General features: G+C 29.6%; 15 protein-coding genes and 1 pseudogene. 6 read left to right on the top strand and 10 right to left on the bottom strand.

Annotated elements, in window-relative coordinates:
- Positions 1-10 precede the first annotated feature (10 nt).
- From HMPREF2658_RS13790 to HMPREF2658_RS13760, 7 genes are read right to left on the bottom strand one after another with little or no spacing between them, the layout of a single operon-like run.
- Positions 11-667: a 1-deoxy-D-xylulose-5-phosphate synthase N-terminal domain-containing protein gene (locus HMPREF2658_RS13790; RefSeq protein ID WP_223876702.1), complete on the bottom strand. Its 657-nt coding sequence runs from the start codon at positions 665-667 to the stop codon at positions 11-13.
- A gap of 4 nt (positions 668-671) precedes the next feature.
- Positions 672-2,513, bottom strand: a complete 1,842-nt coding sequence (locus tag HMPREF2658_RS13785; protein ID WP_000431739.1) for a M20/M25/M40 family metallo-hydrolase — start codon at positions 2,511-2,513, stop codon at positions 672-674.
- Positions 2,513-3,535 (bottom strand): N-acetyl-gamma-glutamyl-phosphate reductase, encoded by a 1,023-nt coding sequence (gene argC, locus HMPREF2658_RS13780; RefSeq protein WP_000595461.1) that lies wholly within the window; start codon positions 3,533-3,535, stop codon positions 2,513-2,515. The genes HMPREF2658_RS13785 and argC overlap by 1 nt, the downstream gene beginning before the upstream one ends.
- The gene (locus HMPREF2658_RS13775) at positions 3,532-4,851 is read right to left on the bottom strand and encodes a DegT/DnrJ/EryC1/StrS aminotransferase family protein (RefSeq protein ID WP_000845237.1); all 1,320 of its coding nucleotides are present in this window, start codon (positions 4,849-4,851) and stop codon (positions 3,532-3,534) included. Before HMPREF2658_RS13775 ends, argC begins: the two co-directional genes overlap by 4 nt.
- The gene (locus HMPREF2658_RS13770) at positions 4,852-5,463 is read right to left on the bottom strand and encodes a hypothetical protein (RefSeq protein WP_000183177.1); all 612 of its coding nucleotides are present in this window, start codon (positions 5,461-5,463) and stop codon (positions 4,852-4,854) included.
- Complete coding sequence (locus HMPREF2658_RS13765; RefSeq protein WP_000912563.1) at positions 5,435-6,307, bottom strand: RimK family alpha-L-glutamate ligase; 873 nt, start codon at positions 6,305-6,307, stop codon at positions 5,435-5,437. Before HMPREF2658_RS13765 ends, HMPREF2658_RS13770 begins: the two co-directional genes overlap by 29 nt.
- A gap of 1 nt (position 6,308) precedes the next feature.
- Positions 6,309-6,479, bottom strand: coding sequence for an alpha-aminoadipate/glutamate carrier protein LysW (locus tag HMPREF2658_RS13760; RefSeq protein ID WP_000420547.1), 171 nt, complete (start codon positions 6,477-6,479; stop codon positions 6,309-6,311).
- Between the two features lie 178 nt (positions 6,480-6,657).
- Between HMPREF2658_RS13760 and HMPREF2658_RS13755 the strand changes: the two genes are divergently transcribed.
- Positions 6,658-7,464 carry a helix-turn-helix domain-containing protein gene (locus tag HMPREF2658_RS13755; protein ID WP_001004209.1) on the top strand — a complete coding sequence of 269 codons (807 nt, stop codon included), beginning with the start codon at positions 6,658-6,660 and terminating at the stop codon, positions 7,462-7,464.
- Positions 7,465-7,467: 3 nt separating this feature from the next.
- Here the strand turns inward: HMPREF2658_RS13755 and HMPREF2658_RS13750 are convergent, their stop codons facing one another.
- Both HMPREF2658_RS13750 and HMPREF2658_RS13745 read right to left on the bottom strand, forming a co-directional pair.
- Positions 7,468-8,688: an MFS transporter gene (locus tag HMPREF2658_RS13750; RefSeq protein ID WP_070854485.1), complete on the bottom strand. Its 1,221-nt coding sequence runs from the start codon at positions 8,686-8,688 to the stop codon at positions 7,468-7,470.
- Positions 8,681-9,232, bottom strand: a complete 552-nt coding sequence (locus HMPREF2658_RS13745; RefSeq protein WP_000627032.1) for a flavodoxin family protein — start codon at positions 9,230-9,232, stop codon at positions 8,681-8,683. Before HMPREF2658_RS13745 ends, HMPREF2658_RS13750 begins: the two co-directional genes overlap by 8 nt.
- Before the next feature lie 112 nt (positions 9,233-9,344).
- Between HMPREF2658_RS13745 and HMPREF2658_RS13740 the strand changes: the two genes are divergently transcribed.
- A complete protein-coding gene (locus HMPREF2658_RS13740; RefSeq protein WP_001052504.1) occupies positions 9,345-10,205 on the top strand; it encodes a LysR family transcriptional regulator in 861 nt (286 codons plus the stop codon).
- 627 nt (positions 10,206-10,832) lie between these two features.
- Complete coding sequence (locus HMPREF2658_RS13735; RefSeq protein WP_001621787.1) at positions 10,833-11,435, top strand: hypothetical protein; 603 nt, start codon at positions 10,833-10,835, stop codon at positions 11,433-11,435.
- A 291-nt stretch (positions 11,436-11,726) separates the two neighbouring features.
- On the opposite strand, the gene HMPREF2658_RS13730 is transcribed toward HMPREF2658_RS13735, so the two are convergent.
- A complete protein-coding gene (locus HMPREF2658_RS13730) occupies positions 11,727-12,641 on the bottom strand; it encodes an alpha/beta hydrolase (RefSeq protein ID WP_000814443.1) in 915 nt (304 codons plus the stop codon).
- A 178-nt stretch (positions 12,642-12,819) separates the two neighbouring features.
- Here HMPREF2658_RS13730 and HMPREF2658_RS13725 point away from each other — a divergent pair, with 178 nt between their 5' ends.
- From HMPREF2658_RS13725 to HMPREF2658_RS13720, 3 genes and pseudogenes are all read left to right on the top strand, one after another.
- Positions 12,820-13,374: a TetR/AcrR family transcriptional regulator C-terminal domain-containing protein gene (locus HMPREF2658_RS13725; protein WP_001100493.1), complete on the top strand. Its 555-nt coding sequence runs from the start codon at positions 12,820-12,822 to the stop codon at positions 13,372-13,374.
- An 88-nt stretch (positions 13,375-13,462) separates the two neighbouring features.
- Positions 13,463-13,576, top strand: a pseudogene (locus tag HMPREF2658_RS14970) (hypothetical protein); the annotation flags it as partial.
- Positions 13,577-13,603: 27 nt separating this feature from the next.
- Entirely contained in the window at positions 13,604-14,341 is a 738-nt protein-coding gene (locus HMPREF2658_RS13720; RefSeq protein WP_001621785.1) for a methyltransferase domain-containing protein, read from the top strand.
- The last annotated feature ends 103 nt before the right edge of the window (positions 14,342-14,444 follow it).

Genomic DNA, 14,444 nt, shown 5'->3' with positions numbered 1-14,444 from the left:
GCAATAATTACTAGAGCGTGATTTGCTCTTTTTTTGAAAATGATTCTAATATCTCTTTATAATCATGTCCATTAATTTCTAGAACATCAAAACCATACGAAGAAAAACGACTTTTTAAGTTATGATAAGGAGAGATACTTGAAGTTGCTCCATCATTTTGACCATTGTTTTTATCGATTATATAAATAAAGTTGGCAATGTTTTGACCACTGGCTACTTGCAAAGTTTCCCATATTAAACCTTCTTGTAACTCACCATCACCACCTATAATTATTGTATTTTCTCCTGACTCTTTCTGCTTTAATTTATTAGACAAAGACACCCCTATGCCATATGGTAAACCGTGACCTAAGCTGCCAGTTGAGAAGGTTATGTTTGGTATTAGATGATTAGGGTGACCAGTTAAAAGCGAGTTGAACTTTCCATAACTTAATGAAGGTTTTTCTTTTAATTTATTTAATTTATAGAGAATAGCGTATAATGCTGCGCATGTATGACCTTTGCTAAGTATTATTTCGCTATTTTCGAAATTTATATATGAAGCGTATAATAAATCTAAAACTGATAAAGAACCACCCAAGTGGCAACCATATTCTGAATTTGCAATGTCAATTAGCTCTTTTCTTAATTCTCTAGCATCAAGTTCTAAACTTTTTATGAAGTGCATGAAATTAATCTCCTATCCTTGAAAATAAGTTTTGCAATGAAGATACAAGAACTTTATTACTTTTATCAAATTCAGATAATTCAATTTGTTCGTTTTCAGTATGATCTAAAGATGAATCTCCAGGGCCATAAGCAACCATTGGAACATTCCAAGTCGTAGCTAGAGTATTCATGTCACTTGTACCTTTTTTATTTAAAAACTTATATTGAGAGATTTCATTTGTTTTAAAAGCGAAGTTGAATGATTTTACAATATCGTTTGTTCTTTTGCTAGTATATCCTTTAGTACTTCTTAAAATATTGATTTTAGTATTTTTAAATTCTTTATTAAAATTAAAAATTTGTTCCATTAGATTTTCTGGTGATTTAATACTTGTTCTAAAGTTTATTGTACAAGTAGCAAAATCTTTTTCATTATCCTTGTATTTTTTTATATCTAATATCGTTGATAAGCTTTGTGAATCTAAATCCATTATAAAGGCCTTTAACTGTTCTATATAATCGAGTAGCATTTCAATGATACCGACACTATCTTTTGCTGCAGAATGTTCTCTTTTTTTTGAAATAGTTAGTTTTAATTTAGTAAGTCCAAAGTATCCTAATGTAAGAGCATTATATCCACTTGGTTCTCCAATTATGACATGATTTGCAGCATAGTTATCTCTCACAAAAAAAGCTCCTTTTGAAGAAGATACTTCTTCCTCAGTAGCGCCAATAACTAGTAATTTGCAGTTTTTAGGTACTGATATGTTTATCGCAGCTTGAACAAAGTTGAAATAACTAGATTTTGCATCGACACTGCCTCTTGCAAAAATATTATTCTCAGTGTTTTTAGGAGTCCAATAATATGGAACAGTATCAATATGCCCTAATAATAATACGGTGTTTGAACCATTCCCTTTTTCAAATACGATATTACCAGCATTATCAATATATGACTTGTCAAATACACTTTTGTATTTTTCTAATAAATATATAGATAATACTTCTTCATCTGTTGATACGGATGGTATGTTTATTACTTTTTTTAAATCAATATTTTTAGTATAACTATTCATTCTCCAGAAGGTTGAATGGGATTTATATAAACTGTTATATCCACAGATTTGAATATCGCAATATCCGTTTTTTAAAGCGAAATTTGCAGCTCTTACTTTTTGTTTCATACGCCCTTTTACGGAAGTTAAGTCGCTGTCTAAGTAAATATCTTTTATTAACGATTCAGAATCATTAATATTTTTTAATATACCTGGAGAAGAAGTAACAAATCTCAGATGAGCAGCTTTTAAAGAAACGGCTAAATGAGATGCTAACATGTCAGCATCAACATTAATGATTGATTTTAAACTTTCTTCATAAACAGGAGGAGATAAAATAATTAAGTCATTTATTGCCAGCAAATTCCTTACGTTTTTTTCACTAATACTTTTTATGGTACCGTAATGTGATCCTCTCAAGATTTGTGGTTTGCCATTCTGATTTATCTTCAATGGTTTGCCTACTTCTCCTGAAATTAGATTATTAAAATCCCCGGTATGACAATAAATTTTATATTCCGAAAATTCTGTTTTTAAAATTTTTAAAACACCATTTAAATAAGCGTTTTTGATATTATATATGTCTTCAGAGTTTGAAAATCTAACAGAGTCACCATTTTTATATAATGTAACAAATTTCTCTTCAATACTGTTCTCATAATAATAATCTTTAATACTTCTTGCTCCGCCAGACACTAAAATAACCTTTTTATTCTTATCTAATAGATCTTTAATTTCTGATAAAATAGGACTATCCTTTTGATATACTGAATCACTACCAACTTTAATTACATATATGCTATTTTCCATTAGGGCCACATAGCTCCTTTCTGAACAGATAAACCTTCACTTTCTGGAATATTGAAGTAATTATTAGCAGCTTGAATAGCTTGACCGGCTGCACCTTTAACTAAGTTGTCTAACATCGATACAGAAAGACATAAATTTTTATTAAGTTTGAAACTTGTATATACTTGGTTTGTTCCCAAAGTTTGTTTTAGATTAATTTTGTTTATGTTAGATATATAATCTATAAATACTGATTCTTTATAAGTTTGAAAGTATGCTTTCTTTACATCTATTTCTGTAACATCTTGTTTAAGATTAGTATATGAACTAACATATATTCCTCTAGGTATATCTAAACTAAATGCAGAAAAATTAACATTATTAGTATTTTGTGAAATTGTATTTAAAAACATTACTATTTCAGGTTGATGTTTGTGTTCAAAAGCTTTATGAATTCTAAAGTTATTAAAGCGTTCTGCATGAGATTCTTTTGTGGTTTTTCCACCTCCACTGGAGCCTGTTTTAACATCTAAAATAATATTATTGTTTTCTATTAAGTTATGTTTGATAAGAGGATAAAGAGAATAAATTGAAGATACTGCCATACAACCTCCTAAATTAATGATTTTTTTATCTCTATCAATTTTAGTAAATTCAGGTATATAATACTGTACCTTTGAATTTAGGTTTTCCCATTCCGTTGCTGGATAGTAACGATTTGAGAGAGTTTTATCATTAAGTCTGTAGTCACCACTAACATTAAATATAACTTCTGATTTATTAAGTAATTTATTTATATAATTAGGCAATACACCAGAGGGTAAGCATGAAAATATAGCATCATAATCATTTTTTAAACTATCTATACTTTGATATTTCATTTTTCTGTCCAACGTGTGTTGGTTAATAATTGATTTACCACTCATACTTTCGGAAGAAATAAATGTAACCCTAAAGAATGGATGGTTTTGTAAAAGTCTGAACAATTCCATTCCTACAAATCCTGTACCACCTAATATTGCTACCTCTCTTTGTTTTATCATCCTAATCTAGCATCCTTTTCAAATGGTTTTTTTACATTTATTTTATTACTTAACTCGACTACTTTATTAATATTACTATCTATTTTTTTAAAAGCTTGAACATAATGAAGTAGCTTTTCATATTCAATAGGAGATCTCAGTTCACGGCATAATACTAAAGTAGTATTTATCATATTTTCGGCAATAGGAAATTTTTGATTTAAATAATCGATGTTGTTGTTAGTGTTTAAGGTAAAGGGGTAATTATTCCCAAATCCAATTTTATTAATAAATGGTAAATGATGAGGTAATACTCTATTTTGCCATTCTCTAGCAAATATACCTTCTTCATTTAATAAAGTTTGAATAGCTTCTTTAATTTTAAAATTTTCAATGCCGTTAAATTCTTCTAAATTTACATTGATATGAAATCTAAACATGTTGAAGCTGTGAGTTGAATTAATTGGGATAAATGGTGGTGAAAAAAGTCTAGTTTTTTTAAGTTCATCTATTAGAATATTTGCATTACGTTGTCGTATTTTATCATAATAACCCAATCTATCTAATTGACTAATACCGAAAGCTGCTGCAATCCAAGACATTTGGTAATCGATTTGTGTAGTTTCTAAAAAATCTTTAGCACGTCTAAAATATTCTTCTTTTTTAAAGAAAACAATCCCGCCTTCACCGCCAACAGGGAAATTTTTGTCTGCCATTAAGCTTTGTCCAGCCGCATCGCCAATAGATCCACACATTTTATTACCTACTTTAGCAGAATGTGCATGAGAGGCATCTTCAACTAATTTTAATTGATATTTATCACATATTTTTTGTATTTCTAATAAATCTGCAGGTAAACCATGTACATGAACAGGCATAATTACAGAAGTTTTAGGTGTAATCTTTTCTTCAATTTTTTCAGTATCTATACAAAATGTTCGAGGATTTACGTCTACGAAGATGGGTATAGCCTTAGCTGCTACAATGGCTTGTGCAGTTGCAATAAATGTAAATGCTGGGACTATAACCTCATCTCCGGGATTTACACCAACTGATATGAGTGCTAGATGTAAACTGGAAGTTCCACTTGCAGTAGACAATGCATATTCAGCTCCAACATATTTTTTGTATTTTTTTTCAAATTCATCGATTATACTTGAAGGTGTCTGAGAAACGCTTTTTATCATTTGAATAATATCTTCTTTAGTAGTATTGGGGAAAGTTGTTTTTCTAGCTTCCTTAGGTAATATTGGAGACCCACCATAATATGCCAAATTTTCAGTGTGCAAATCATGTTTTGGTGGATATAAAACATATTGAGAAAAATCAGTCTTCATTTAATTCACTCCTTTAATTAGACTTAATTTCAAACAAGCAGCTACTAATGGGCTCAATCTATAGTTAAATTGTATCGCGGGTTCAATTGATGATGCATCTCTTTCTTGTGTCCACATAGTTCTTAAGTCATAAGAACCAAAAATTTTGAGTTTTTCAGCTTTCTCATATACGATTTTATTATCTGTAATAATAACCGCGGCTGGTCCAAAACCCAAACCAGTAAAATCTAATATAAACGTTTCATAATCTTGTATTTTAGGCGAGATTATATCATTCAAATTTTCAAAATTTAAATGGAGTCTTTCTAGATATTCTGGAGTATTAGATATTTTTATCCCAAGCCATTTTAAAAATTTAGTTTCTTTATCAGTTGTGTTAGCTATATTTAAAGCATCTCCAAATCCAGATGAATATGATATAGCTGCTGCGTGTAATGCACCTGTATAGGAGTTGAAAGTAGAGGCGTATTTCTTTTTAGTTAATTTTTTTACTTTATTTTCTAAGCCAGGGAGTTCTTTTTCATTCTTTTCTATGCTCATTATTGTCCCTGTATTTAGAACTCTTGATAAAATAAACGATAGATTATAGTAATCGTTCTTCAGATTTGTCATTTTTGGGCTCCTTTGTTACGAATTCTGATATTATTTCACCAATATTTTTTTTGTATATTTTACTGCTTTTTGCAAATTCAGGATTGTTATTAACTTCACAAATAATATATTTCTGTCTTGAAACATCGAAAAGCAAATCTACACCTAAAATTGCATTTGGCAATATAATCGAAATTTTGTTAATAATATCACTAATTTCTTCTGTAATTTCTATAGGCTTTATTTCCGCTCCTAAATGAGTATTGGTTTTCCAATTGTTATTACTAACTCTTTTAAATAAACCCACTATTTTATTATTAATGACTAATGCTCTAATATCATAGTTTTCTTTTATAATATATTCTTGAGCAAGGTATGGATAATTTTGATTTTTGAGATCTAAAGAAGTTGATACTTCTTTCCACAAAATAAAATCATTATGACTGTCAATTTTAACAATACCTCTACCCCATGAGGAATTAACGGGTTTAATTACAAATGGGGTTTTGAATTTATTATATAGATCTGGAAAAGTTGTTTCTGGAAAAATAGCCTCAAATTCAGGTGTAGGTAAATTATGATTAGAAAAAATATTAGATTGTATTAGTTTGTCAGTACAAATTTTGATGGTATCAAATGTATTAATACATTTGATACCTAAAGATTCAAATAACTTTGCTCTTTGTAAACACATATCTTGAGATAAATTACGAATTATTGCTAAATTAAACTCTTGCAAATAGGATAATTTATGATTGTTTTTTTCTGTCATTATCACTACTTCAACATCATATTCTTTAAGGCTATTTACTATTTGTTTTTCTTCTTCTCTAACAAAAGTTACTGACAAAATAATTTTTAGCAAATTATTCTCCCCAGTCTTCTTCGATTTCAGGAGCAAATTCTAGTTTGAAGAAATTACCATCTTTTACAAGTTCATGTTCTTGTCCGCAAGAATCACATTCTACAATTTCCCCCTCAATTAAACCTTCGCCTAAGTTTATTTCTGAGTTACATGTTAAGCATTTTAATTCCACAAATTATTCCTCCTAATTACTATTTTTTATCCAACAAACCAAATAATTCCTAATAATAAATTCATTAATTAATCGCCCCCTTTGCAATATATGTAAAATTGTAAGAGAATATTTGTAGAAATAATTTTTTTATATTAATTTTCCGCTTTTTAACAAAAAACAAAAGGATTGTGATAATATGAATGAGTTATTGAAAAAAATAAGAGAAGATCGTTGTAAAACCAAAAAAGAGATAAGTGAAGGGATAATTAGTCAAAAGACATATAGCAATATTGAAAAAGGTATAACGTCACTAGATTTAAATGATTTGACAAAAATACTTAAAAATTTAGATGTAACTTTTGAAGAATTTGCTTATCAACATAAAGAAATGTATGAAGATTATTTCAGTAAATATATTCATATGATAAGGAAGACTGTATACTCTTGTAATGATAAATCAATAAACGATTCTATAGACACAATCTTAAAGGATAGTAACTTAAATATAAGAAAGAAAAAGATTTTGACTAGCACATTAAACTGTATATTTAATATTAGTAAAGGGGAATTAAAAAGTGCGAGAGTACATGCTAATATTGTATGGTCATATTTAAAAGAATTTGATACTTTATATGCTTATGATTTGTTTCTTTTGACTCATATTTTTATAATTTTCACTGATGAATCGTTAAATCATGTTATTTCTAGAATAAAAAAAGATATTCGTAAATGGAGAGATTTTAAAAACTTTCAAATAGTTGAAATGTCTTTTTATTTGAATTATGGAAAGTATTTAGAATTACAAGGACAGAAAATCGAAGCGGTTAATGCATATAATGAAGGACTTAAACTTTCAAAGATTAATAACAATGCACTATATGCGTCGGTATGCATGGTAAGGTTAGGGCGTCTCACTCAAAATCAAAAATTAGTAGAGCAAGGTATTTATATACTGAAAATCTTTAATCCTAATTTATGCAAAGAGGTATTAAAAGAAGAGTGACGGTCACTCTTCTTTATGTGCATATTTTATTTTGTCTGTTTTGTTAACAAGCAGCAGTGTAACAAATATGAGTAAGGATAAAATGAGTATAATATAGAAACCGAATTTATCATTAATTTCATTAATCCATCTTCCTAAAAATGGAGCAATGAAACTTTGCAGTAACAATGAAATTGACGTCCATATCGTAAATGAGCGACCGACATATTTATCTGAAACAGTGTTCATTATAGCTGTATTCATATAAATTCTGATTGATGAAATTGAGTAGCCTAGTATAAATGATCCTATGAATAAGTAAAATGCTGAGTTTATCCAAATAAATAGTGCTGAATTTATGACTAATATGAAATATAACAAAAATATCAATACTTTAGTTGAGATTTTCTTCGAAAGAATAGCTGAAATTAAACCTGCACATAATCCTCCAATGCCATATAACATATCTGAAAAACCAAATTGTACAGACGAAAGTTTTAAAACATTATAAACATATCCTGGTAATGATATGTTAAAGATCATTGTAAACATCATTGGTATGATTGAAATAACTCCAAAAATAAATATCATCATGTTGTCTTTTAAAAATTTCCATCCTAATAAATATTCTTGCAATAAGCTATTTGTTGATTCTTCCTCTGAATGAGTTGGTTTATCTACATGCAATCTAAATAACATAAAAATGCTGATTAGAAACATCATTATAGTCATCGCTATAATTAGAGTGAATCCATTTATTTTATATAATATTCCTGATAATCCACCTGCAATAAACATACCTGTTTGCAAACTAATCTCTAATAGAGAATTTGCATCTGTATATTGATCTGGTTTTAATATCTGTTTAACTAAACTTCTAGATGTTGCCATATACGTAGTCCAACCTATCCCATTAACAATCGCAAATCCAATCACTAAATAGGTCTCAAAGCCTATCATTACGAGTGCTATGACAATGAGTAAATATAATATTACCTGAAGAAGATAGGTGATTAAAATAATGTTTCGTCTATTATATTTATCGGCTAGTCCACCTATAATAGGAGAAGCTAAGAAACCGGATAATACATTTAAAGCTAACATAATACCTAATAGTTGGGAGTCGTTAGTTTTGTCGATTAAATACCAATTAGCCCCAACTGTACTAATTCCAACTCCGAATGCTGAAATTATTTCTGCTAAAAAGAACAATCTGAAGTTTTTAATTTTCAACAAATCAGTCATAAATATCACCTTTTTTCAATGCAAGATTTATATTTGCGAGCTCTTCTATAAATTGAGAGTCGTTTAAAATATCGAATGGTTTATTGCCTTCTCCGATCAAAAATCTATAGTTAGTAATATTCATAAACTCAAATATTAATTTGAATTGGTTGACTAAAGGTTGTGCTTTGGTATGCGGATTGTCGCCACCTATGATTAAAATCAAATACTTTTTTTGTGACATGATTTCTTTGAAGTTGTCTATTTGCGGATCTCGCAATGACTCGGTCCATCTATCAATGAAGAGTTTTAAAGACGCACTCATGGAGTACCAATAGAGTGGTGTTGAAAAAATAATAATATCTGATTCTAAAACTTTGATTAAAATTTGTTCGTAATCATCATTATGAAAGCTGGAATCTTTGCTATGACGATTATCTGTAACTTTTTCAATGTTACTTTGATATAAGTTTACAAAGTTGACATTTAAATTCTTCAATAGATTCTCTACTGCGATATTTGAATTGCCATCTTTTCTACTACTTCCAAATAAACAAGTAATCATAGTCATAACTCCTTTCGATTTACCTTTATAATAATATTTAATATATTATTATTAAATCAGAATTCTTAGAATGCAGAATTCGATAAAAGTGAATCCTAAAGGAGATACTACTTTGAACTTAAACATTTTAAAATCATTTTTAGTAACTAGTGAAACAAAGAACCTTACTAAAGCATCAGAATTACTTAACTATTCACAGTCAACTGTATCTACACATATTGAAAAATTAGAAAAGCAATTAGATGTTAAATTATTTTATAGAAAAAAATATGGTATGGAACTAACGGAAGAAGGCTTAGCATACGTTAAATACGCTAAAGTGATTTTAGATAGTAATAGCGAATACGAGAGAGAAATAAAAGGACTTTACAATAAGAAGGTAAATATAAGTATTAACATGCAAGAAAGTCAGTATTTGTATCGCTACTATAATAAGATTAGTGAATGGTTAGCTGAACACCCATATGTAAACTTGAAGTTTAAATCCGCACATTCTAATTTCTATATTAAAGAAGAAATTGCTAATTTCAAATCGGATATTAGCCTTATCACAGACGAAAAGATTATTAATAGTAACTTAACTGCTATTCCTATAACTGAAGAACGTTTAATATTTGTTACTAACAAAGAGATGAAAGATTTCAAATTAAACGATATTCAAAACCATACATTACTTGTTACTGAAAAAGGGTGTAGTTACAGAGAACAGTTAGAAAAGATTCTCTATAAATATAGCTTTTCAACAAAACAAATGATTGAATTTCTAGGAATTGAGTCATTGAAAAAACACTTGAAAAATTCAGATGGGATTGCGCTATTGCCGGAGTTTATTGTTGCAGATGAATTACAAAATAAAAGTTTGTTTCAAATAGATGTCGATGTCGATATTCCGAATTTAGAAACGACTTTGATAATTAATCCTGAATCCAGTAAGCAAGTACTAGAATCTTTTGTAAAAGATGTTTTTTTATAAATATTGGTGAAAACGTGTAGTTATGGTGAAACTCAAAGATAATCATTTATTGGAAAGGACATACGAGCAATTAAAATTTCCAAACAAGGTATACGTGTGCATCTGAATTTATCGGCACGCTTTTAAGTAGATTGAAAGACCGCGCAATAAAATAATTATTTATTTCTATGTAACTTACATCTTTGATACTACAGAAGTTCGATCATTTCTTCAATCGTCTCATAATCATTAAATGCCACTAAGCACGACCCGATTGTTTCACACTTTTTTCAAATCTTTAAATAGCGTTCATTATGAATGACGCCATCTATAACATTTATTTATCTTATAAAATAGTACAATTACAAAGCACTATAACGGCGACTGGACTCACCTTAAATCATCATAACGGCAACTACTAAATATTGATTGCAAAACACATCATAAATTGCCATGCTCAACTATTTTGAAAAGTATCAATTTCACATTATCAAATTATTGAGTATCTCGATTTATTGTTATACACAAACAGTATTTTTGTTATCATAGAGTTAATAAATATAATAAATTGAATAAGTAACTTTACAAAACTAGAATGATTCAATTCAATCACAATTGTTTGAAAATAGAGGTGAGTAGGTGAACGATATGTTAATTAGTCTCGTAATCCCAGTTTTTGCTTTGTTAGTTATTGGTGGTATTATTTGGGTGATTATAGAAGGTATAGTACATATTTCAAAAAAGAATAAAGCAATTGATAACTTTTTTAACAAAGTCAATAAAGTAAGTGAGACATATAAATTCGCTACTACTTTTTTATTTCTAATCTTGGCTACTGCTGGTATTTCTCAATTTTATCTATATTATATAGTATCAGCATTTCTTTTTTGGCTTGTCATATTTACCTTTGGTATTGCAGGTATCATTTTTTTAATGCCATATGGCTTATGTTTCCTACCACTTTATACGCAAAAAAAGAAAAAACAGACATTTAAAAAATACATGGTTTACACTACGATTGGTTTGTCAATTTGTCTAGGTTTATCTCTAGTTTTGGTTTACACTACGAAAATTTATATGGACGAAGGTGGCGTAAGATACTATTACGGTAGTTTTGTAATGAAACAAGCGGGCGGTTATGCTTATTTAGCTTTAGCAGTACTTTCAACGTTGTTAATTGTTGCGAAAAAAGCTACAAATAAAAATAAAGAAATCGAAACCGTCGACAATACAAATATAACGGAAAGATAATTAAGGGAGTGCTCATTCAGGAGTGCTCTTTTTTGATGTTCAAATTTAGTTGGAAATGAAGAAGCGGAAACATTTGTGAGTGGAAAATAAAATTCAAGCTGACATCCTATCGAACATATCTGTAAAGCAAAAAATTAACGCCACAATCTTCAACGTAATTAAAAACAGACATTTTAGTAATATGCTTTTTCAAACACTAATCTAATAATACGTCCATCTACAAAATATTTCTACGCACTAAAAAAGGTGGACTAAATCGTCCGCCTCAATGCACACTACCGCATGTGGTTTTTATAGAGTTTCTTTATAGAATGATTCAAGTTTTGGTAACACTTGATTTACGTATTCTGGAATATCATATAAATCTACGTGTGATGCACCTTCAATTTTATATAGTTCGTTGTTGTCGCCTGCTGCTTTTTCAACAGCATCAACGCTATATTCAATCGTGTCTGCTTCTGTACCTGCGATTGCTAAGAATGGTTGTGTCAACAATTCATCAATATATGTGAAAGGCGCAAATGTTAATACTTCTGAAAAACTTCTTAATAATAGTTTATTTGGTGCGTTTTTATGTTGACCACGTTCAGTTAAATAATAATCATGCCCTTGTACCATTGTTGAATTTTCAGGCATAGAATCATCAATTTCTTCAGGCACATAGCCAGTGATACCATAATCTGCACCATTTGCTTCAGCTGTACGTTGATCTGCAACTTGTGTCATAAATGCCAATTGGTCATTAATTGATACTACATCGCCAGGACCTTTACGGAATAAAGCACCAATATCTACCATACTTACAGTAGCTAATGTTTTAATACGACGTTCTGTTCTTGCTGCACTTACTGTATATCCACCACCGGCACAAACGCCAAGCGCACCAATTCTGTCATTATCCACAAAGTCTAATGTTGTAAGATAATCAACTGAAGCTCTAACGTCTTCTGTTCTCGCAAATGGATCTTCTAAATATCTAGGAGAACCTTCACTTTCACCTTGATGTGATGCATCATATACAACCGTAACGTAGCCGAATTCCGCAAGTTTCTCTGCATACATACCTGCAGTTTGTTCTTTAACACCGCCACCTGGGTGACAAACTGTAATTGCTGGATATTTTTTGCTTTCATCAAATTGTTCTGGTGTATATAAATTCGCTGCTAATAAATTTGTTTTACTTTTAAAATTAACTGATTGTTTCATAGATTAAATGCCTCCATCTTTTTATATAAGTCATTCATTTGTTGTAGATATTTATTACTCTTGTGTGTATAATGCCATACTAGAGTATTTAAATGTACAATTCAATTAACAAGGAAGCACATATGTGTTTTAATACACAGTTTTATAAAAATGGGTTTTAAAAGGAAGGAGTATTATTATGAATGTTGGGGATTTACGTGTTGTTAAAACGAGAGCTAGTATTAAAAAGGCATTTATGACCTTACTTTTTGAAAAAGATTTTGATACTATTTCGATTAAAGAAATTACTGAATTTGCGCAAATTGGGAGAAAAACATTTTATCTACATTATATTGATAAATATGATTTACTAGATCAAATAGTATCGGAAAAATTGATAGAACTTGAGCAAATTTCTGAAGCCAAAAAGAGTCTCGGTATCCAAGAAGGTACACAGTTATGGTTTGAGTTTTTCGAAAATAATAGAACGTTTTTTATGAAAATTTTTAATATCAACAACGCTTCAAATTATAAGAAAAAACTGCTTCATTTTATTGAAGAAGAATTTAAGAAAAAAGTTCCGACACGTGTTGCTACTGAAAAAGGCTTAGACTACGACTTATATATTAATTTTATTAGTAACGGTATTATCGGACTACTTGATATCTATCTAAACAGCAGTGAAAATACAGAAGAACAAGAAAAAATAACATTGCAGGTGTCGCGCCTGCTATCTTTGTACGATTTAATTTAAAACTAAGCTATCTATATTGAAATATAATTGCGTGTAGCAGATATAGTATGTCACTTCTTGAGAGAATTTTATTATAATAGTTTTATGAATTGATATTGTAGTGACAAGAGCTAAGAAAGAATTTTATGTAATTGGCGACATGCAAAGAATACAGATGAAACCATTTTATGAGACGATTTTTAAAGAAAGAAATGTAGAATAACATACAAAAAAGTATATAGAGGAAGTTATGTTCATGCAAAATAGAAATGATTTTATAGAAAAACTATTAGACAGAGCTCAAATTGAAGAAGGCATGCGTGTACTGGATATAGGTTGTGCGACTGGTGAGGTCACTCAATTAATTGCAAAACGTGTGGGGGCGAATGGTGAAGTCGTCGGTGTTGATGTGAATGAATCATTACTTAAAATTGCAAATGAAACCAATCAATATAACAATGTATCATATCAATCTTCTGATATATATCAATTGCCAGAAACTATGGGGCATTTTGATGCGATTGTTGGTAGAAGAGTATTAATGTACTTACCGGATGCTGAAAAGTGTTTACAAATTTTGAAATCAATTTTAAAACCTGAGGGTATATTATGTTTTCAAGAAAGTGATGCTATTAATGCAGGTGTTGGTGCAGATGTACTATCTTTACATCAATCAGCAATTCAATGGATTTGGGAAACAGTGAAGCAAGAAGGTGGCAATATTCATATTGGTCAAAATTTATATAATTTGTTTAATAATAATGGAATGCATGTTGTAGATTATTTTGCAGAGGCAGTGATTCAAACGTCAATGGATAATGATTTAGCATGGCTTGTAGGTGTAATGCTACAAAGAATGAAAGCACATGGTGTCATTAATGATGATTTTTCACTAGATGAGTTTAAATCAAACCTTGAACACGAAGCAATAAACAATCAGTGCGCATTTATACGTGACATGGCGTTTGGTATTATCGGAAAAGCCTAGTTTAAAAAACGCTGAAAGCATCATATTATCATCGCCATTGTTTTAATTTGTAAAGTTACTAATGGATTTTGAAATGACAGCATTTCTTTAGACTAATCAAGTG

This window comes from Staphylococcus sp. HMSC062H10, from assembly GCF_001836945.1.
GTDB lineage: Bacteria > Bacillota > Bacilli > Staphylococcales > Staphylococcaceae > Staphylococcus > Staphylococcus aureus.
The sequence above is the reverse complement of the archived record's forward strand: the minus strand, read 5'-3'. Positions and strand labels throughout refer to the sequence as shown.